Annotated in this window: 15 protein-coding genes and 2 rRNA genes; 14 read left to right on the forward strand and 3 right to left on the reverse strand. The window is 67.3% G+C overall.

The window, feature by feature from the left end; all coding sequences use genetic code 11:
• The first annotated feature begins 17 nt into the window (after positions 1–17).
• The 4 genes from STRCI_RS22915 (at position 18) to ilvD (ending at position 4,471) form a co-directional block, all read left to right on the forward strand.
• Positions 18–950, forward strand: a complete 933-nt coding sequence (locus tag STRCI_RS22915) for a Ppx/GppA family phosphatase (protein WP_269660834.1) — start codon at positions 18–20, stop codon at positions 948–950.
• 126 nt (positions 951–1,076) lie between these two features.
• Entirely contained in the window at positions 1,077–1,901 is an 825-nt protein-coding gene (locus STRCI_RS22920) for a sugar phosphate isomerase/epimerase family protein (protein WP_269660835.1), read from the forward strand.
• Positions 1,898–2,509: a TetR/AcrR family transcriptional regulator gene (locus tag STRCI_RS22925; RefSeq protein WP_269660836.1), complete on the forward strand. Its 612-nt coding sequence runs from the start codon at positions 1,898–1,900 to the stop codon at positions 2,507–2,509. The genes STRCI_RS22920 and STRCI_RS22925 overlap by 4 nt, the downstream gene beginning before the upstream one ends.
• Positions 2,510–2,617: 108 nt before the next feature.
• Positions 2,618–4,471 carry a dihydroxy-acid dehydratase gene (ilvD, locus tag STRCI_RS22930; RefSeq protein WP_269660837.1) on the forward strand — a complete coding sequence of 618 codons (1,854 nt, stop codon included), beginning with the start codon at positions 2,618–2,620 and terminating at the stop codon, positions 4,469–4,471.
• A gap of 53 nt (positions 4,472–4,524) precedes the next feature.
• Here the strand turns inward: ilvD and STRCI_RS22935 are convergent, their stop codons facing one another.
• On the reverse strand, positions 4,525–6,621 hold the full coding sequence (locus tag STRCI_RS22935) for a serine/threonine-protein kinase (protein WP_269660838.1): 2,097 nt from the start codon (positions 6,619–6,621) through the stop codon (positions 4,525–4,527).
• Between the two features lie 182 nt (positions 6,622–6,803).
• On the opposite strand from STRCI_RS22935, the gene STRCI_RS22940 reads away from it, so the two are divergent.
• The 5 genes from STRCI_RS22940 (at position 6,804) to STRCI_RS22960 (ending at position 9,268) form a co-directional block, all read left to right on the forward strand.
• A complete protein-coding gene (locus STRCI_RS22940; RefSeq protein WP_269660839.1) occupies positions 6,804–7,136 on the forward strand; it encodes an SH3 domain-containing protein in 333 nt (110 codons plus the stop codon).
• Between the two features lie 25 nt (positions 7,137–7,161).
• Entirely contained in the window at positions 7,162–7,503 is a 342-nt protein-coding gene (locus STRCI_RS22945; RefSeq protein ID WP_269660840.1) for a hypothetical protein, read from the forward strand.
• 43 nt (positions 7,504–7,546) lie between these two features.
• Positions 7,547–7,888 (forward strand): SH3 domain-containing protein, encoded by a 342-nt coding sequence (locus STRCI_RS22950; protein WP_269660841.1) that lies wholly within the window; start codon positions 7,547–7,549, stop codon positions 7,886–7,888.
• A 43-nt stretch (positions 7,889–7,931) separates the two neighbouring features.
• On the forward strand, positions 7,932–8,426 hold the full coding sequence (locus STRCI_RS22955; protein WP_269660842.1) for an EamA/RhaT family transporter: 495 nt from the start codon (positions 7,932–7,934) through the stop codon (positions 8,424–8,426).
• A gap of 74 nt (positions 8,427–8,500) precedes the next feature.
• Positions 8,501–9,268 (forward strand): class I SAM-dependent methyltransferase, encoded by a 768-nt coding sequence (locus STRCI_RS22960; protein WP_269660843.1) that lies wholly within the window; start codon positions 8,501–8,503, stop codon positions 9,266–9,268.
• Here STRCI_RS22960 and STRCI_RS22965 read toward each other — a convergent pair.
• Positions 9,232–10,686: a SulP family inorganic anion transporter gene (locus tag STRCI_RS22965; protein ID WP_269660844.1), complete on the reverse strand. Its 1,455-nt coding sequence runs from the start codon at positions 10,684–10,686 to the stop codon at positions 9,232–9,234. The genes STRCI_RS22960 and STRCI_RS22965 overlap by 37 nt on opposite strands.
• A 239-nt stretch (positions 10,687–10,925) precedes the next feature.
• Between STRCI_RS22965 and STRCI_RS22970 the strand changes: the two genes are divergently transcribed.
• From STRCI_RS22970 to proC, 3 genes are all read left to right on the forward strand, one after another.
• Complete coding sequence (locus STRCI_RS22970) at positions 10,926–11,747, forward strand: ABC transporter ATP-binding protein (RefSeq protein WP_269660845.1); 822 nt, start codon at positions 10,926–10,928, stop codon at positions 11,745–11,747.
• Positions 11,744–12,544: an ABC transporter permease gene (locus STRCI_RS22975; RefSeq protein ID WP_269660846.1), complete on the forward strand. Its 801-nt coding sequence runs from the start codon at positions 11,744–11,746 to the stop codon at positions 12,542–12,544. Before STRCI_RS22970 ends, STRCI_RS22975 begins: the two co-directional genes overlap by 4 nt.
• A 101-nt stretch (positions 12,545–12,645) precedes the next feature.
• Positions 12,646–13,458 (forward strand): pyrroline-5-carboxylate reductase, encoded by an 813-nt coding sequence (gene proC, locus STRCI_RS22980; protein WP_269660847.1) that lies wholly within the window; start codon positions 12,646–12,648, stop codon positions 13,456–13,458.
• A gap of 53 nt (positions 13,459–13,511) precedes the next feature.
• Here proC and trpS read toward each other — a convergent pair whose 3' ends face one another.
• Positions 13,512–14,531: a tryptophan--tRNA ligase gene (trpS, locus tag STRCI_RS22985; protein ID WP_269660848.1), complete on the reverse strand. Its 1,020-nt coding sequence runs from the start codon at positions 14,529–14,531 to the stop codon at positions 13,512–13,514.
• An 837-nt stretch (positions 14,532–15,368) separates the two neighbouring features.
• On the opposite strand from trpS, the gene STRCI_RS22990 reads away from it, so the two are divergent.
• Positions 15,369–16,894, forward strand: a 16S ribosomal RNA gene (locus STRCI_RS22990).
• Between the two features lie 309 nt (positions 16,895–17,203).
• Positions 17,204–20,326 (forward strand): 23S ribosomal RNA (locus tag STRCI_RS22995).
• The 16S and 23S rRNA genes sit together here, the layout of an rRNA operon.
• The last annotated feature ends 26 nt before the right edge of the window (positions 20,327–20,352 follow it).

Raw genomic sequence — 20,352 nt, forward strand, 5'->3', positions numbered from 1 at the left:
GCAGTAGCGTTCCGTACATGAGACTCGGTGTCCTCGACGTGGGATCTAACACGGTGCATCTCCTGGTGGTGGATGCGCACCCGGGCGCGCGACCGCTGCCCGCGCACTCGCACAAGGCGGATCTGCGCCTTGCCCAACTGCTCGACGAGAGCGGAGCGATCGGTCCCGACGGGGTCGACAAGCTGATCTCGGTCGTCCAGGAGGCGCTGCAGGCCGCCGAGGACAAGGGCGTGGAGGACCTGCTGCCCTTCGCGACCTCCGCGGTGCGGGAGGCGAGCAACGCGGACGACGTCCTCGCCCGCGTGAAGGCGGAGACGGGGGTCGAGCTCACGGTGCTGACCGGCGCCGAGGAGGCCCGGCTGACGTTCCTCGCCGTGCGCCGCTGGTTCGGCTGGTCGGCCGGGAAGCTGCTGGTGCTGGACATCGGCGGCGGCTCCCTGGAGATCGCCTACGGAATCGACGAGGAGCCGGACGCGGCGGTGTCGCTGCCGCTGGGCGCGGGGCGGCTGACCGCCGGGTGGCTGCCGGCCGATCCGCCCGACCCCGAGGACATCCGCGCACTGCGTCGGCACGTCCGCGCCCAGATCGCCCGGACGGTCGGTGAGTTCAGCCGCTTCGGGCGCCCCGATCATGTCGTGGCCACGTCGAAGACGTTCAAGCAGCTCGCCCGGATCGCCGGTGCGGCGCGCTCCGCCGAGGGCCTGTACGTCCAGCGCGATCTCAAGCGGGAGTCCCTGGAGGCCTGGGTGCCGCAGCTCGCCGGGATGACCGGGGCGCAGCGCGCCGAACTCCCCGGCGTCTCGGAGGGACGCGCGGGGCAGCTGCTGGCGGGCGCGCTGGTCGCGGAGGGCGCGATGGACCTGTTCGGCGTGGAGACGCTGGAGATCTGCCCGTGGGCCCTGCGCGAGGGCGTGATCCTGCGGCGACTGGACCATATGCCCACGGTGTGAGGGGAGGCGTCCGCCGGGGGCGTCCTCCTCGAACGCCTCCGCCGCGCCGGCCGGTCTCTGTGCCCTGGGTCTCCCGCGGCGGCATCGGAGCCCCGGTGCCCAGGTGGGCCCCGTACGCTGTCCCTCGTGGCAGAACCAGTGGTGCGCATCCCGGATGCGAAGGTCGCTCTGTCGACGGCCTCGGTCTATCCGGAGTCGACGGCGACGGCCTTCGAGATCGCGGCGCGCCTCGGGTACGACGGCGTCGAGGTCATGGTGTGGACCGACCCCGTCAGCCAGGACATCGAGGCCCTGCGCCGGCTCAGCGACTACCACCGGATGCCGATCCTCGCCGTACACGCTCCCTGCCTGCTCATCACCCAGCGCGTGTGGTCCACCGACCCCTGGACCAAGCTCCAGCGCGCCCAGGCGGCGGCCGAGAAGCTGGGCGCCAGTACGGTCGTCGTGCACCCGCCGTTCCGCTGGCAGCGTCAGTACGCGCGGGACTTCGTCGCCGGAATCTGGCGGATGGCGAACGAGACGGATGTGCGCTTCGCCGTCGAGAACATGTACCCCTGGCGCTACCGCGACCGCGAGATGCTCGCGTACGCCCCGGAGTGGGACGTCACGAAGGACGACTACCGTCACTTCACGGTCGATCTCAGCCACACGGCGACCGCCCGCACCGACGCCATTCATATGATCGACCGCATGGGTGACCGACTGGGACATGTGCACCTCGCCGACGGGCGCGGGTCCGCCAAGGACGAGCACCTGGTCCCCGGCCGCGGGACGCAGCCGTGCGCCGAGGTGCTGGAACGTCTCGCCCTGACCGGGTTCGACGGTCATGTCGTGATCGAGGTCAACACCCGCCGGGCCATGTCCAGCGCCGAGCGCGAGGCCGATCTCGCCGAGGCGCTCGCCTTCACCCGGCTCCATCTGGCCTCCGCCGTGAAGGTGCCCCGGCCGTGACCGACACCGCCGCTCCGCGCCGGGGGCGGGGCCGCCGTACGCGCAGTGAGGCCGCCGACACCCGCGCCCGGATCCTGGCCGTGGCCCGCGAGGAGTTCTCCGAGCGCGGTTACGAGAAGACGTCCGTGCGCGGGATCGCCAAGGCGGCCGGTGTGGACTCCGCGCTGGTGCACCACTACTTCGGCACCAAGGAACAGATCTTCGAGGCGGCCGTGGAGGTCGCCTTCGCCCCCGCGTTCGAGGCCCGCGACACACTGCTCGAAGGTCCCCTGGACGGCGTGGGCGAGCGGCTCACCCGGATGATCTTCGGGCTCTGGGAGAACCCGGTGACGAGGGCCCCGCTGCTCGCGATCGTCCGCTCGGCGGTGAACAACGAGAGCGCGGCCGCCGTCTTCCGCAAGCTCATCGCGGCCCAGTTGCTGCGCCGTATCGTCGAACAGCTCGACCTCCCCGACGCCGATCTGCGCACCGAACTCGCGGCCGCCCAGCTCGTGGGCGTCGCGATGCTGCGGTACGTCATCAAGATCGAGCCGATCGCGTCGACGGACGCCGAGCGGATCATCCAGCGGGTGGCCCCCGTCGTACAGGGGCACCTGACCAATCCCTGAGGCCCGGCGAGCGAGACGTGCGTCCCGTATTCCGGACAACGTGTCCGGACCCTGGATGACCGGCGTACGCTCGATATCAGCCCTATCTGTCTGAAGGAGCGAGCGACGATGCCCGAGCTGAGGTCCCGCACAGTCACCCACGGCCGCAACATGGCGGGCGCCCGCGCCCTTATGCGCGCCTCCGGTGTACCGGGTGCGGACATCGGCCGTAAGCCGATCATCGCCGTCGCGAACTCCTTCACCGAGTTCGTGCCGGGCCACACCCACCTCCAGCCGGTCGGCCGGATCGTCAGCGAGGCGATCGTCGAGGCGGGCGGCATCGCCCGCGAGTTCAACACGATCGCGGTGGACGACGGCATCGCGATGGGGCACGGGGGGATGCTGTACTCGCTCCCGTCCCGCGACCTGATCGCGGACTCGGTCGAGTACATGGTCGAGGCCCACTGCGCCGACGCCCTGATCTGCATCTCCAACTGCGACAAGATCACCCCGGGCATGCTGAACGCCGCCCTGCGGCTGAACATCCCCACGGTCTTCGTCTCCGGCGGCCCGATGGAGTCCGGCCGCGCGACGCTGGTCGACGGCACGGTCCGTACGCTCGACCTGGTCGACGCGATCTCCGACGCCGTGAACGACAAGATCTCGGACGAGGACATCCTCCGCATCGAGGAGAACGCCTGTCCGACCTGCGGCTCCTGTTCCGGCATGTTCACCGCCAACTCGATGAACTGCCTGACCGAGGCCATCGGCCTCTCCCTGCCCGGCAACGGCTCGGTCCTGGCCACGCACACCGCGCGCAAGCGGCTCTACGTCGACGCCGCGCGCACGGTCATGGACATCACCCGCCGCTACTACGAGCAGGACGACGAGACGGTCCTGCCCCGCTCGATCGCCACCTTCGCGGCCTTCGAGAACGCCATGGCCCTGGACATCGCCATGGGCGGCTCCACCAACACGATCCTGCACCTGCTGGCCGCCGCCCAGGAGGCGGGCGTGCCCTTCGGCCTCGACGAGATCAACGCGGTCTCGCTCCGGGTGCCGTGCCTGGCGAAGGTCGCGCCGAACGTCGCCAAGAACCGCACGTACTACATGGAGGACGTGCACCGCGCGGGCGGCATCCCCGCCCTGCTGGGCGAGTTGCACCGCGCGGGCCTCCTGAACGAGGACGTGAACTCGGTCCACAGCCCGTCCCTCGCCGACTGGCTCAAGACCTGGGACGTCCGCGGCGGCTCGCCGTCCCCCGAGGCCGTCGAGTTGTGGCACGCGGCCCCCGGCTGCGTCCGCTCCGCCGAGGCCTTCTCCCAGTCCGAGCGCTGGGACTCCCTGGACGAGGACGCCGAGGGCGGCTGCATCCGCTCCGCCGAGCACGCGTACTCCAAGGACGGCGGCCTCGCGGTCCTCAAGGGCAACCTGGCGGTCGACGGCTGCGTGGTGAAGACGGCCGGTGTCGACGAGTCGATCTGGACCTTCGAGGGCCCGGCGGTCGTCTGTGAGTCGCAGGAGGAGGCCGTCCAGAAGATCCTGACCCAGCAGGTCAAGGAGGGCGACGTCGTCGTCATCCGCTACGAGGGCCCCAAGGGCGGCCCCGGTATGCAGGAGATGCTCTACCCGACCTCGTACCTCAAGGGCCGCGGCCTGGGCAAGGCCTGCGCGCTGATCACCGACGGCCGCTTCTCCGGCGGCACTTCGGGCCTCTCGATCGGCCACGCCTCGCCCGAGGCGGCGGGCGGCGGCACCATCGCCCTCGTCGAGGACGGCGACCGCATCCGCATCGACATCCCCAACCGCACGATCGAGCTGCTCGTCGAGGACGGGGAACTCGCCCGCCGTGAGCAGGCGTTGAACGGCGTGTACGCCCCCAAGAACCGCGAACGCAAGGTGTCGGCGGCGCTTCGGGCCTACGCGGCGATGGCGACGAGCGCGGACAAGGGCGCGGTCCGGGACGTCAGCAAGCTGGGCTGAGACCTGAACTGTCGGGGCCGCCTCCAGTTGGCTGGGGGCGGCCCTTCGTCATGTCACCAGTTGGAGGGGTTGCGGGCGCTTACGGCGAAGACCGAGCCGTTGGGGGCGGAGGCGTAGATGTGGCCCCCGACGATCACCGGGTCGGGCAGTCTGGCCGCGACCTGGTCCGGCTTCGAACCGAGCCGCGGGGGCGTCTGCCCCGCGAGCCTGCCGTCCCGGGCGTCCAGGGCGAGCAGCCGTCCGTCCAGGGCGGTGAAGAACACATGCCGCTCGTCGGTCACCGGGGTCGACCCCCGGGTCACCCCGGTCTCCGTGCTCCACCGCTGTCGGCGCGCGTCCATGTCGACGGCCACCAGTGATCCGCCGTTGCCCAGGAGATAGACGACGTCCCCGCGCACGGTGCCTTCGGGCTGCTGGACCGGCACGGGCAGCTTCACGCGCACGGACTCCTTGGTGTCGGGCGAGTAGCGGACCACGCTCGTCGCGTCCTCGTAGACCTTGCCGAGGGCGACGAAGCAGACGGACCCGTCGGCCGTTCCGACGGGCTTCAGCGCGCCGTCCAGCAAGGCGTCCCACCGCACGTCACCGGTGTCGGGCTCCACGGCTGTGACGCGCGTGGTCGCGTCGTCCGGGGACCTGCTGATCGCGTAGGCCAGCGGGTCGCCGGGAAAGGAGGCGAAGTAGGGCAGCTCATGGCCGGGGACGTGGTGGCTCCACAGCGGCGCGCCGGTCGCGCCGTCCACCCCGCTGACCGCGCCGTCGGTGCGGGTGAGCAGGAGGCTGCCGCCCGCGTACGTGAGCCCGCTGTACGGAGGCACGTCCCGCTGCCACTTGGGCTTGCCCGTGGCCGGGTCGAGCGCCTTCAGGCTGCGGCTGAGGTCCAGCCAGGGCTGTACGAGGCCGCCGGTGACGGCAGGTGGGCCGACCCGGGTGCCGGCAACGGCGTGCCGCCACAGCACCCGTCCGTCGAGGGGGTCGAGGGCGAACACCACACCGGACTGCGCGCAGAGCAACTTGCCCGCCCCGTACGAACACTGGGGCACGGTGGCCGACCCCGAGACCGAGGCGGTCTCCCACTTGCTGAACCCGGCCGAGGTCTTACCGGTGCCGTTCCCCGCCGGCGCCGGTTCGTCGCCCGCCATCCGGACCGCCGTGAACGCCCCGCCGACGACGAGCGCCAGCACGGCTGCTGTCAGGGCCGCCCGTCGGCCCCGGAGCCTCCCGCGGCGCCGCCGCGTCTCCGGCTTCTCGGCGGGGACCCGGGGAGCGCCGGGCTCCTCGCTCGTCCGCTGAGCCGGAATGAACGCCTGCGTGTCGTACGAGGCCGCCACCGACCGCAGCTCACGCATCAACTCGTCCGGCGTGGGCCGGTCCTCGGGCTCCTTGGCGAGACAACGGACGATCAGCGGCGCGAGATTCTCCGGCACCCCGGTCAGATCCGGCTCGTCATGGACGACTTGGTACGCGACGACATACGGGCTGTCGGAGTCGAACGGCCCCCGTCCCGTCGCCGCGTGCACCATCACCGACCCCAGCGCGAAGATGTCGGCGGCGGGCCCCACCTCCCGCGGCCGCCGGAACTGCTCGGGCGCCATGAACGGCGGCGTCCCGATCAACTTCCCGGTCTCGGTCCGCAGTTCGCTGTCCTTTGGCCGAGAAATGCCGAAGTCGATGACCTTTGGACCGTCCTCGGCGAGCAGCACGTTGCTCGGCTTCAGATCCCGGTGCACGACCCCCACACGGTGGATGTCACGCAGCGCCTCCGCCAGCCCGGCCATCAGCCGACGCAACTGCTCCGGGGTCATGGCGCCGTTCCGCTTCACCTGGTCGGAGAGCGTCGGACCGGGGATGAACAGCGTGGCCATCCAGGGCCGTTCGGCATCCGGATCGGCGTCCACGACGGACGCGGTGAAGGCACCGCTGACCTTCCGAGCCGCCGCTATCTCCTGCCGGAAACGCCCCCTGAACTCGCGGTCCCTGGCGAACTCGGCATGCACGACCTTCACCGCGAGCTTCATCCCCGAGGTGCTGCGCGCCAGATGCACGACACCCATGCCGCCGGAGCCCAGGCAGGACTCAAGACGGTAGTGACCGGCGTACTCGGGAAGTTCCGCTTCCGCGCCCGCTCCGGCGTTCCGCTGTGGCGCCATGGGACCACCCCCGTGCTGTTCGTCCGCGCGCGCGACGCACGGAGCCTAGTCGATGATTCGTACGGGGCAGAGGCGGCTTGCTAGCCTCTGCGTGCGAATTGCGTACGCGTGTTTCGTGGCGTGATCCGGGGGAATCATCGGGGCCCCATGGCAGCCATGGGGTTCAACGGGGGAGGTCTTTCATGTCTGTTGACCGTGTCGACGAAGTGTCCGAGGCACAGAGCGGAGACGCGACGGAGGCAGTCGCCATGGCCGCCGAGGCGGTGCGCTACTACCCGGTCGCGCCGGGCGTCCGCCTGAACGTGCGCAGTGGCCCCGGCACCAACTACCCGGTCACACGCATCCTGTCCGAGGGCGTCAAGGTCCCGATCTACTGCCAGTCACCGGGTACGACGGTGACCGGCCCCTACGGCACGTCGAACATCTGGGACAACATCGCCAACGGCGAGTTCGTCTCGGACGCGTATGTGAAAACGGGCAGCGACGGCTACGTCCGACCGCGCTGCTCGCTCTGACCGTTGCTGATCCTGGAGTTCGTCCATGGCCCGTCGTAGACGCATTGCCATCCTTCTCACCGCTGCCGCGGGCGCGTTCCTCCTGCTCCTCGGCGTATCGCCCACGGCCACCGCGGCCTACCGCACCTACGAGGTCGCTCCGGGCGTCCGTCTCAACGTCCGCAGCGGCCCCGGCACGGGATACAACATCCTGCGGGTCCTGCCCGCCGGCTCCCATGTGCTGATCTACTGCCAGACGCCGGGTACGACGGTGACCGGCCCCTACGGCACGTCGAACATCTGGGACAACATCAGCAACGGCGAGTTCGTCTCGGACGCGTATGTGAACACCGGCAGCGACGGCTATGTGGCCTCCCGCTGCGGCTGACCCCCACAGAAGCTGACCCCCACAGAAAAGGAACCCGAACCACATGACCTCGCGCGGTCGTAGATCCCTCCTCCTCGCCGGCGCCGCCACCGGCGCCTTCCTCATGGTCCTCGGCATCTCGCCGACGGCCAGCGCCGCCACGTATTACGACGTCGCTCCGGGCGTCCAGCTCAATGTGCGCCGGGGCCCGGGTACGCAGTACGCCATCGTGCGCCAGCTGCCCGTGGGCGCCAAGGTCGCGATCTACTGCCAGACGCCGGGCGAGACCGTGACCGGCACGTACGGCACCAGCAACATCTGGGACAACATCTCCAGCGGCGAGTACATCGCGGACGCGTATGTGAAGACGGGCACCGACGGCTACATCCGTCCGCGCTGCGCCTGAACCCCTTCGGAGGCCCCCGGCCGGGCGGAGCCATAATCGACGCGTGAGCGACGAGAACGGCACCCCAGACCCGGCCGCGGGCCCCCGGCCCGAGCCCATCCGCTTCTTCGGCACGACCTGGGTCGACCACAGCGGCGGCTACCCGGCCCGCCGCGTCGGCGTCGCCGTCGGCGCGCTCGCCGCCGCGGTGGTCGCCTGCCTGGTCCTCCGCTTCGCCTATCAGGGCCTCCAGATCGCCGCGGTCGGCGGCTTCGTCACGGTCCTGATGGTCGTGATGTTCGCGATCTGCAGCGCCCTCGCCTTCCGCAACACCTGGGACGGCTTCACCCGGCGCCCCGACCCCGCCCGCCAGGCGTCCCTCCGCGGCCTGCTCACCATCGGCTTCGTCGGCTCCCTCCTCGCCTACTTCTTCCGCGCCCTCACCGAGGCTCCCGGCGAGAAGCTCCACCGCGAGGAGTACGAGAGCGCAGTTCAGCAGTACGAGAAGCGCACCAAGCGCCGCTCGGGCAACCCGTCGAAGAAGCGCCGCCACTCCTGAACCGCCCTCCCGGCCGGCCCTCTCTTACTCAAATCCCATCGCCCCACGCCCCACCCGCCGTCCACCATGGCCCCATGACGGCAGCCTCCTTCCACCCCGGCCGCGCCCACTCCTTCAACGCCGCAGCGGCCCAGTACGCCGCCAACCGCCCCTCCTACCCACCCGCCCTCCTGGACGCCGTCGAGGAACTCGCCGGCCGCCCGCTCGCCGGGGCGCGGGTCGTGGACATCGGCGCCGGTACGGGCATCGCCACCGCGCTGCTGCACGCCCGCGGCGCCGACGTCATCGCCGTGGAACCCGGCGACGGCATGGCCGTCCAGTTCCGCCGGGCGCACCCGGACGTCCCCATCGTCCGCGGCGACGGCAACGCCCTGCCCCTCGCCGACTCCAGCGCCGACCTCCTCACCAGCGCCCAGGCCTGGCACTGGACCGACCCGGCCCGCGCGATCCCCGAGGCCCTGCGCGTCCTGCGTCCCGGCGGCGCGCTCGCCCTGTGGTGGAACACCTACGCCCTCGACATCCCCTGGATCGCCGCCCAGGCCGAGCGCATCCAGAGCCACTTCGGCATCGACCCCGTCGTGGAGAAGAGCGGCACCGGCAGCCGCGCCGCCGACCCCGACGGCCGCCTCGACTTCACCCGGCGCGTGGTCCGCTGGAGCCGCCGCGTCCCCGTCGACACCCACCTGGCCAACCTCGGCAGCCACTCGATCTTCCTGGTCCACGGCGAGGAGGCGAGCACCACCTTCCTCACCGAGGAGCGCACCCGTCTGCTGGCCGCCTTCCCCGAGGGCACCGTCGAGGAGACCTACGACGTCGACCTCCTGGTCGCCACCAAGCCATAACCCTCCTCCCCGCCGCCCTTCCCGCGCGCCGCGGCCCACCCCTCCAGGGCCGCGGCACAGGCATGGTCCAGATGCCGCAGCCCGCCCAGCTCCAGCCGCACCTCACGGTCCCGGGGCAGCGCCTCCAACGCGTCGAGCAGTTTCGGCAGCCGCAGGAACGTCGCATGCCCCAGCACCCGTACGACCATCCCGGCGTCCCCGCGGTCCTCGGTCTCCACATGCACATGGCTCGCGTCCCACGCCGTCTTCGCCACGGCCAGCGCCAGCCCCAGCAACACCCCCTCGAACAGATTCCCCAGCACGATCGCCCCCGCCGTCACCACCAGCACGACCACCTCGCCCCGATGCCCCCGCCACAGCGCCGCCACCTCCCGCACCGGCACGAGCTTGCAGCCCGCGTGCACCAGCAGCCCGGCCAGCGCGGCCACCGGAATCACCCCGAGCACCCCCGGCAGCAGGGCCGTGAACACCAGCAGCCACACCCCGTGCAGCACCCGGGAGGCCTTGGTCCGCGCCCCGGCCTGCACATTCGCCGCACTCCGCACGATCACCGCCGTCATCGGCAGCGCCCCGAGCACCCCGCACACCGCGTTCCCGGCGCCCTGCGCCATCAACTCCCGGTCGTAGTCGGTCCGCCGCCCGTGGTGCAGCCGGTCCACCGCCGCCGCGCTGAACAACGACTCCGCCGACGCGATCAGCGCGAACGCCACCACGGTCCCGATCACCCCCACTTCCGTCAGCCGCCCGAAATCCGCCGCCTCGGGCACCCGCACCGACTCCAGCAGCCCCCGCACCTCGACCCGCCGCACCTCCAGGTCGAACACCCCGGTCACCGCCGCCGCCAAAGCCACCGCCACCAAGGGCGCCGGCACCAGCCGAGCCCCCCGCCGCCACCGCGGCCACAGCAGCAGTACGGCCACGGTGGCGGCCCCCACTGACAACGCCACCGGATCCACCCGCCCCGGCAGCGACACCAGCCCGGCGAGTTTCCCGAGCCCGTCGGCGGGAGCCGCCGCGTCCCCGAGCGTGTAGACCTGCCCGGCGACCAGCACCAGTCCGATCCCGGCGAGCATCCCCTGCACCACGGCCACGGACACGGCCCGGAACCACCGCCCGAGCCGCAGCGCCCCCAGCCCGAGCTGCACCAGCCCCGCCCCGAGGACCAGCACCCCGAGGACCTCGATCCCATGGGCCCGCACGGCCTCGTACACCAGCACGGTCAGCCCCGCCGCGGGCCCGCTGACCTGCAGGCTGCTGCCGGGCAGCGCCCCGGCGACCAGCCCGCCGACGATCCCGGTCACCAGCCCCAGCTCGGCGGGCACACCGGAGGCCACGGCCACGCCCACGCACAGCGGCAGAGCCACGAGGAACACGACGAGAGAAGCGAACAGATCGGCCTTGCCTACGCCACGGCGCATCACAACGGCACCTCCGGTTGCGAAAGGGAGATGCGCGGGCGCCGCACCGGGGGAGGGAACGGCGAACTGAAACCCATTGTCAGGAACAAAGGGCCACTCCCGCATCACCTTCCGGCGACTCTCCGAAGCCGACGGAGGCGTACAAAGCGGACCACCTGACTCCGATCACTCCTCCGTGCGCCTGCGCCGTCCGGTGCAACCACTTGACGGCACCCCTCGCCCGGGTGGTTAATCAGCACATGATGAATATCAGCTCCGGCCCGCCACTCATGGGAACGCCTCCAAACATGGATAAATCGCCCGCCGTCCGCGCCGAGGGCCTCACCGTCGCCCGCGGCCCCCGCACCGTCCTGCGCGGCATCGACTTCACCGTCCCCCGCGGCCAGATCACCGGCCTCCTCGGCCCCTCCGGCTGCGGCAAATCAACCCTCATGCGCTCCATCGTCGGCACCCAGGCCAAGGTCACCGGCACCCTCGACGTCCTCGGCCACCCCGCCGGCCACCCCGAACTGCGCACCCGCATCGGATACGTCACCCAAGCCCCCTCCGTCTACGACGACCTGACGGTCCGCCAGAACCTCGACTACTTCGCGGCGATCCTCACCCCGGGCCACGGCGCCGCCGACCAGCGCCACGAGAACGTCGCCCGCGCCATCCAGGACGTCGACCTCACCAGCCACGCCGACGCCCTCGCCGGCAACCTCTCCGGCGGCCAGCGCAACCGCGTCTCCCTCGCCGTCGCCCTCCTCGGCACCCCCGAACTCCTGGTCCTCGACGAACCCACCGTCGGCCTCGACCCCGTCCTGCGCCGCGACCTGTGGAACCTCTTCCACGACATCGCCGCCCGCCGCGGCGCCACCCTGCTCATCTCCTCCCACGTCATGGACGAGGCCGAGCGCTGCCACCGCCTCCTCCTCATGCGCGAGGGCCAGATCCTCGCCGACGACACCCCCGACGCCCTGCGCACCAGTACCGACTCCGAGACCGTCGAGGCGGCCTTCCTGCACCTGGTGGACGAGGCGGTCGCGGCCGCCGCCCGCGAGAAAGAGACCACCCGATGAGCACCACGACCCACCCCACCGGCACACCCGCCACGGCCGGCCCCACCCCGACCAGCGCCCTGAACCTGTACCGCACCACCGCCACCGCCGCCCGAGTCCTGCGCCAGCTCCGCCACGACCCGCGCAGCATCGCGCTGATGGTCCTCGTCCCGTGCGTGATGCTCTTCCTGCTGCGCTACGTCTTCGACGGCAACCCGCAGACCTTCGACAACATCGGCGCATCACTGCTCGGGATCTTCCCGCTGATCACGATGTTCCTGGTCACCTCCATCGCCACCTTGCGCGAACGCACCTCGGGCACCCTCGAACGCCTCCTCGCCATGCCCCTCGGCAAAGGCGACCTGATCGCCGGCTACGCCCTCGCCTTCGGCACCATCGCGATCATCCAGTCCGCCCTCGCCACCGCCCTCGCCCTGTGGGGCCTGGGTCTGGACGTCACCGGCAGCCCCTGGCTGCTCCTCCTGGTCGCGCTCCTCGACGCCCTCCTCGGCACCGCGCTCGGCCTCTTCGTCTCCGCCTTCGCGGCCTCCGAATTCCAGGCCGTCCAGTTCATGCCGGCCGTGATCTTCCCTCAGCTCCTCCTCTGCGGACTGTTCACCCCGCGCGACACCATGCACCCCGTCCTGGAGGCCATCTCCAACGTCCTCCCCATGTCCTACGCCGTCGACGGCATGAACGAAGTTCTCAAGCACACCGACATGACAGCCGCCTTCGTCCGCGACGCCCTGATCGTCGCCGGCTGCGCCCTCCTCGTCCTCGCCCTCGGCGCCGCCACCCTGCGCCGCCGCACCGCCTGACCTCCGAGCCCACGTCCCGCCCACCGGACACCCCACCCGCACTCAAGCCCCCGATGGGAGGATGAACACCGGACGACGAACACCCGGAGGGCACCCCCGCCATGACTCAGAAAGTCGCAGTCCTCGGCACCGGCAAGATCGGCGAAGCCCTGCTCAGCGGAATGATCCGAGCAGGCTGGGGCCCGGCCGACCTCCTGGTCACCGCCCGCCGCCCGGAGCGTGCCGAGGAACTCCGCAAGCGCTACGGAGTCACCCCGGTCAGCAACCCCGAGGCCGCCAAGACCGCCGACACCCTGATCCTCACGGTCAAACCGCAGGACATGGGCACCCTCCTCGACGAACTCGCCCCGCACGTCCCCGCCGACCGCCTGGTCATCAGCGGCGCCGCGGGCATCCCCACCTCTTACTTCGAGGAGCGCCTCACCGCGGGCACCCCCGTCGTCCGCGTCATGACGAACACACCCGCCCTCGTCGACGAGGCCATGTCCGTCATCTCCTCCGGCAGCCACGCCACCGAGGCCCACCTCGCCCACACCGAGGAGATCTTCGGCGCCGTCGGCAAGACCCTTCGCGTCCCCGAGTCCCAGCAGGACGCCTGCACCGCTCTCTCCGGCTCGGGCCCGGCGTACTTCTTCTATCTGGTCGAAGCCATGACCGACGCCGGCATCCTGCTCGGCCTGCCCCGCGACAAGGCGCACGATCTGATCGTCCAGTCCGCGATCGGCGCCGCGACGATGCTCCGCGACAGCGGCGAGCACCCCGTCAAGCTCCGCGAGAACGTCACCTCACCGGCCGGCACCACCATCAACGCCATCCGCGAGCTGGAGAACCACGGCGTACGAGCCGCCCTCATCGCCGCCCTCGAAGCCGCCCGCGACCGCAGCCGCGAGCTGGCCTCCGGCAACAACAGCTGACACCCGGCCGCCCCTGACCCAGGGGCGGCCCAGCACTCGGCCTCCGACCGCCGCTAAGCGGTCACCCCGATATCCGCTGCCGCGGGCAGCAGCCCGATCGCCCGATACGCGGCATCCACAGTCGGCCGCGCCATCGCCCGAGCCCGCTCCGCTCCATCCCGCAGCACCCCCTCCACATGGCCAGGATCAGCACACAGCTCCCTGTGCCGCTCCTGCACCGGCCTCAGAACCTCCACCACGGCGTCCGCGGTGTCCTTCTTCAAAGCGCCATACGACTCATATACACCGCTCAGGTCCTCGGGGTTCCCATCCGTGCACGCCGCGAGAATCTCCAGCAGATTCGCGAGCCCAGGCCGCCCCTCCCGGTCGTAGACGACCTCCCGCCCGCTGTCGGTGACAGCCCGCATCACCTTCCTGCGCACCACGTCCGGCTCATCCAGCAGGTAGACGATCCCCGGCCCGACGTCATCGCTCTTCCCCATCTTCGACGTCGGCTCCTGGAGGTTCATCACCCGCGCCGCCACCGCCGGGTGCGTGGCCCGCGGAACGACGAACGTGCTGCCGTACCGCTGGTTGAACCGCACCGCGAGATCCCGCGTCAGCTCCACATGCTGCGCCTGATCGTCCCCGACCGGCACCTCATCACTGCCGTACGCCAGGATGTCCGCCGCCATCAGCACCGGATAGGTGAGCAGCGACAGCCGCACACTCCCACCGCGCTCCCGCTCCCGCCCGGCCTTCTCCTTGTACTGGATCATCCGCCGCATCTCGCCGTCGGTGGCCACACACTCCAGCAGATACGACAGCCGCGCGTGCTCGTCCACATGGTTCTGTACGAACACGGTGCACAGCGCCGGATCCAGCCCGGCCGCGAGCAACAGCGTCGCCGCCTGCCGGCTGAGCCTGCGCACTCGCGCCGGATCGTGCTCCACGGTGAGCGCATGCAGATCCACGATGCAGAACAGCGCGTCGGCCCGGTGCTGGTCGACGTCCGCCCACCGCCGCATGGCTCCCAGGTAGTTCCCCAGCGTCAGGTGCCCGGTCGGCTTGACCCCACTGAAGACCCGCGTCATCTCTCTCCACCTCCTGGTCGAGGCCGCCGTCCCGGCCGGCCGACCCTCTGGAGCTCCGGAGGGAGATACGAAAACGGCCGCCGAGGCGGCGGCCGTTGAGTACATACGTGAGTACGGCCGCCCGTCAGGCGGCCCACCACAGCTGGGTGCACGTACGCGTTGTCATGCGGGCCAGGGTACGCCTCCAGGGAGCTCTCCGGGCTCGGGTTGACACTCCTCGACGTGGTCCGTAGTGTTCTCCGAGTTGTCCGACGTGAGCGCCGACTCCGGTCGGTCCCCGGACAGCCATTCCGCAAGAACCAGCCAACACCTCGACGACAGTCGTTCCGTCTGCCGTCGTGTCATTGGCATGCGTATTTGCGAAATGAGGAATCCACGTTCGAAAGGACGCGGCCCCCGATTAGCTCGGGAGCCGGGAATCCGCTAAAGTCTCACTCGTCGGAACGGCCCGCAACGGCCGGGAAGACAACTCCCGCTGACTGGGAATCAGGCCCGAAAGGATCTGATAGAGTCGGAACCGCCGGAAAGGGAAACGCGAGAGCGAGAACCTGGAAAGCACCGAGGAAATCGGATCGGAAAGATCTGATAGAGTCGGAAACGCAAGACCGAAGGGAAGCCCGGAGGAAAGCCCGAGAGGGTGAGTACAAAGGAAGCGACCGTTCCTTGAGAACTCAACAGCGTGCCAAAAATCAACGCCAGATATGTTGATACCCCGTCTCCGGTCATCATGATCGGGACGAGGTTCCTTTGAAATAACACAGCGAGGACGCTGTGAACGGTCGGATCATTCCTCCGACCGTTCCGCTCTCGTGGTGTCGTCCCGATTACGGGAAAACATTCACGGAGAGTTTGATCCTGGCTCAGGACGAACGCTGGCGGCGTGCTTAACACATGCAAGTCGAACGATGAAGCCCTTCGGGGTGGATTAGTGGCGAACGGGTGAGTAACACGTGGGCAATCTGCCCTTCACTCTGGGACAAGCCCTGGAAACGGGGTCTAATACCGGATATCACTCTCGCAGGCATCTGTGAGGGTCGAAAGCTCCGGCGGTGAAGGATGAGCCCGCGGCCTATCAGCTTGTTGGTGAGGTAATGGCTCACCAAGGCGACGACGGGTAGCCGGCCTGAGAGGGCGACCGGCCACACTGGGACTGAGACACGGCCCAGACTCCTACGGGAGGCAGCAGTGGGGAATATTGCACAATGGGCGAAAGCCTGATGCAGCGACGCCGCGTGAGGGATGACGGCCTTCGGGTTGTAAACCTCTTTCAGCAGGGAAGAAGCGAAAGTGACGGTACCTGCAGAAGAAGCGCCGGCTAACTACGTGCCAGCAGCCGCGGTAATACGTAGGGCGCAAGCGTTGTCCGGAATTATTGGGCGTAAAGAGCTCGTAGGCGGCTTGTCACGTCGGGTGTGAAAGCTCGGGGCTTAACCCCGAGTCTGCATTCGATACGGGCTAGCTAGAGTGTGGTAGGGGAGATCGGAATTCCTGGTGTAGCGGTGAAATGCGCAGATATCAGGAGGAACACCGGTGGCGAAGGCGGATCTCTGGGCCATTACTGACGCTGAGGAGCGAAAGCGTGGGGAGCGAACAGGATTAGATACCCTGGTAGTCCACGCCGTAAACGGTGGGAACTAGGTGTTGGCGACATTCCACGTCGTCGGTGCCGCAGCTAACGCATTAAGTTCCCCGCCTGGGGAGTACGGCCGCAAGGCTAAAACTCAAAGGAATTGACGGGGGCCCGCACAAGCAGCGGAGCATGTGGCTTAATTCGACGCAACGCGAAGAACCTTACCAAGGCTTGACATACACCGGAAACGTCCAGAGATGGGCGCCCCCTTGTGGTCGGTGTACAGGTGGTGCATGGCTGTCGTCAGCTCGTGTCGTGAGATGTTGGGTTAAGTCCCGCAACGAGCGCAACCCTTGTTCTGTGTTGCCAGCATGCCCTTCGGGGTGATGGGGACTCACAGGAGACCGCCGGGGTCAACTCGGAGGAAGGTGGGGACGACGTCAAGTCATCATGCCCCTTATGTCTTGGGCTGCACACGTGCTACAATGGCCGATACAATGAGCTGCGATACCGCAAGGTGGAGCGAATCTCAAAAAGTCGGTCTCAGTTCGGATTGGGGTCTGCAACTCGACCCCATGAAGTTGGAGTTGCTAGTAATCGCAGATCAGCATTGCTGCGGTGAATACGTTCCCGGGCCTTGTACACACCGCCCGTCACGTCACGAAAGTCGGTAACACCCGAAGCCGGTGGCCCAACCCCTTGTGGGAGGGAGCTGTCGAAGGTGGGACTGGCGATTGGGACGAAGTCGTAACAAGGTAGCCGTACCGGAAGGTGCGGCTGGATCACCTCCTTTCTAAGGAGCACTTCTTACCGGGCTTGCTCGGTCAGAGGCCAGTACATCGGCGAATGTCCGGTGCTGGTTGCTCATGGGTGGAACGTTGATTATTCGGCACACTTGACCGTCTTCTCCTTCCAGTACTGCTCTTCGGAGCGTGGAACGTTGAGGGAAGCGGGGAGTGTGCCGGGCACGCTGTTGGGTGTCTGAGGGCACGGCCGTAAAGGTCTGTCTTCGGATGCCGGCCCCAGTGAACTCCGGTTTGTGCCGGGGGTGATGGGTGGCTGGTCGTTGTTTGAGAACTGCACAGTGGACGCGAGCATCTGTGGCCAAGTTTTTAAGGGCGCACGGTGGATGCCTTGGCACCAGGAACCGATGAAGGACGTGGGAGGCCACGATAGTCCCCGGGGAGTCGTCAACCAGGCTTTGATCCGGGGGTTTCCGAATGGGGAAACCCGGCAGTCGTCATGGGCTGTCACCCGCTGCTGAACACATAGGCAGTGTGGAGGGAACGCGGGGAAGTGAAACATCTCAGTACCCGCAGGAAGAGAAAACAACCGTGATTCCGGGAGTAGTGGCGAGCGAAACTGGATGAGGCCAAACCTACGACGTGTGAGACCCGGCAGGGGTTGCGTCGTGGGGGTTGTGGGATCTCTCTTTCACAGTCTGCCGGCTGTGAGGCGAGTCAGAAACCGTTGATGTAGGCGAAGGACATGCGAAAGGTCCGGCGTAGAGGGTAAGACCCCCGTAGTCGAAACGTCAGCGGCTTGCTTGAGAGACACCCAAGTAGCACGGGGCCCGAGAAATCCCGTGTGAATCTGGCGGGACCACCCGCTAAGCCTAAATATTCCCTGGTGACCGATAGCGGATAGTACCGTGAGGGAATGGTGAAAAGTACCGCGGGAGCGGAGTGAAATAGTACCTGAAACCGTGTGCCTACAAGCCGTGGGAGCGTCGGAGCAAGGCTTGCCTTGTTCTCGTGACTGCGTGCCTTTTGAAGAATGAGCCTGCGAGTTTGCGGTGTGTTGCGAGGTTAACCCGTGTGGGGAAGCCGTAGCGAAAGCGAGTCCGAATAGGGCGACATAGTAGCGCGCTCAAGACCCGAAGCGGAGTGATCTAGCCATGGGCAGGTTGAAGCGGAGGTAAGACTTCGTGGAGGACCGAACCCACCAGGGTTGAAAACCTGGGGGATGACCTGTGGTTAGGGGTGAAAGGCCAATCAAACTCCGTGATAGCTGGTTCTCCCCGAAATGCATTTAGGTGCAGCGTCGTGTGTTTCTTGCCGGAGGTAGAGCACTGGATAGGCGATGGGCCCTACCGGGTTACTGACCTTAGCCAAACTCCGAATGCCGGTAAGTGAGAGCGCGGCAGTGAGACTGTGGGGGATAAGCTCCATGGTCGAGAGGGAAACAGCCCAGAGCATCGACTAAGGCCCCTAAGCGTACGCTAAGTGGGAAAGGATGTGGAGTCGCAGAGACAACCAGGAGGTTGGCTTAGAAGCAGCCACCCTTGAAAGAGTGCGTAATAGCTCACTGGTCTAGTGATTCCGCGCCGACAATGTAGCGGGGCTCAAGCGTACCGCCGAAGTCGTGTCATTGCGATATGTACCCCCAACGGGGATCGTGATGGGTAGGGGAGCGTCGTGTGCCGGGTGAAGCAGCCGCGGAAGCGAGTTGTGGACGGTTCACGAGTGAGAATGCAGGCATGAGTAGCGATACAAACGTGAGAAACGTTTGCGCCGATTGACTAAGGGTTCCTGGGTCAAGCTGATCTGCCCAGGGTAAGTCGGGACCTAAGGCGAGGCCGACAGGCGTAGTCGATGGATAACCGGTTGATATTCCGGTACCCGCTGTGAAGCGTCAAACATCGAGCATCGTGATGCTAAGGCCGTGAAGCCGCCCTGATCTCTTCGGAGTTGAGGGGAGTGGTGGAGCCGCCGGACCAAGCGGTTAGTAGGTGAGTGATGGGGTGACGCAGGAAGGTAGTCCATCCCGGGCGGTGGTTGTCCCGGGGTAAGGGTGTAGCCCGAGTGGTAGGCAAATCCGCCACTCATACAGGGTGAGACCTGATGCCGAGCCGATTGTGGTGAAGTGGATGATCCTATGCTGTCGAGAAAAGCCTCTAGCGAGTTTCATGGCGGCCCGTACCCTAAACCGACTCAGGTGGTCAGGTAGAGAATACCGAGGCGTTCGGGTGAACTATGGTTAAGGAACTCGGCAAAATGCCCCCGTAACTTCGGGAGAAGGGGGGCCATGTCTGGTGAGAGGACTTGCTCCTCGAGCTGGGTGTGGCCGCAGAGACCAGCGAGAAGCGACTGTTTACTAAAAACACAGGTCCGTGCGAAGCCGTAAGGCGATGTATACGGACTGACGCCTGCCCGGTGCTGGAACGTTAAGGGGACCGGTTAGTCCGACTTCGGTCGGGCGAAGCTGAGAACTTAAGCGCCAGTAAACGGCGGTGGTAACTATAACCATCCTAAGGTAGCGAAATTCCTTGTCGGGTAAGTTCCGACCTGCACGAATGGCGTAACGACTTCTCGACTGTCTCAACCATAGGCCCGGTGAAATTGCACTACGAGTAAAGATGCTCGTTTCGCGCAGCAGGACGGAAAGACCCCGGGACCTTTACTACAGTTTGATATTGGTGTTCGGTTCGGCTTGTGTAGGATAGCTGGGAGACTTTGAAACGCGGACGCCAGTTCGCGGTGAGTCGTCGTTGAAATACCAGTCTGGTCGTGCTGGATGTCTAACCTGGGTCCGTGATCCGGATCAGGGACAGTGTCTGATGGGTAGTTTAACTGGGGCGGTTGCCTCCTAAAGAGTAACGGAGGCGCCCAAAGGTTCCCTCAGCCTGGTTGGCAATCAGGTGTTGAGTGTAAGTGCACAAGGGAGCTTGACTGTGAGACCGACGGGTCGAGCAGGGACGAAAGTCGGGACTAGTGATCCGGCGGTGGCTTGTGGAAGCGCCGTCGCTCAACGGATAAAAGGTACCCCGGGGATAACAGGCTGATCTTCCCCAAGAGTCCATATCGACGGGATGGTTTGGCACCTCGATGTCGGCTCGTCGCATCCTGGGGCTGGAGTCGGTCCCAAGGGTTGGGCTGTTCGCCCATTAAAGCGGTACGCGAGCTGGGTTTAGAACGTCGTGAGACAGTTCGGTCCCTATCCGCTGCGCGCGCAGGAATATTGAGAAGGGCTGTCCCTAGTACGAGAGGACCGGGACGGACGAACCTCTGGTGTGCCAGTTGTTCTGCCAAGGGCATGGCTGGTTGGCTACGTTCGGGAGGGATAACCGCTGAAAGCATCTAAGCGGGAAGCCTGCTTCGAGATGAGTATTCCCACCCACTTGATGGGGTAAGGCTCCCAGTAGACGACTGGGTTGATAGGCCGGATCTGGAAGCCCAGTAATGGGTGGAGGTGACCGGTACTAATAGGCCGAGGGCTTGTCCTCAGTTGCTCGCGTCCACTGTGTTGGTT

The sequence above is a fragment of the Streptomyces cinnabarinus genome, from assembly GCF_027270315.1.
GTDB lineage: Bacteria > Actinomycetota > Actinomycetes > Streptomycetales > Streptomycetaceae > Streptomyces > Streptomyces cinnabarinus.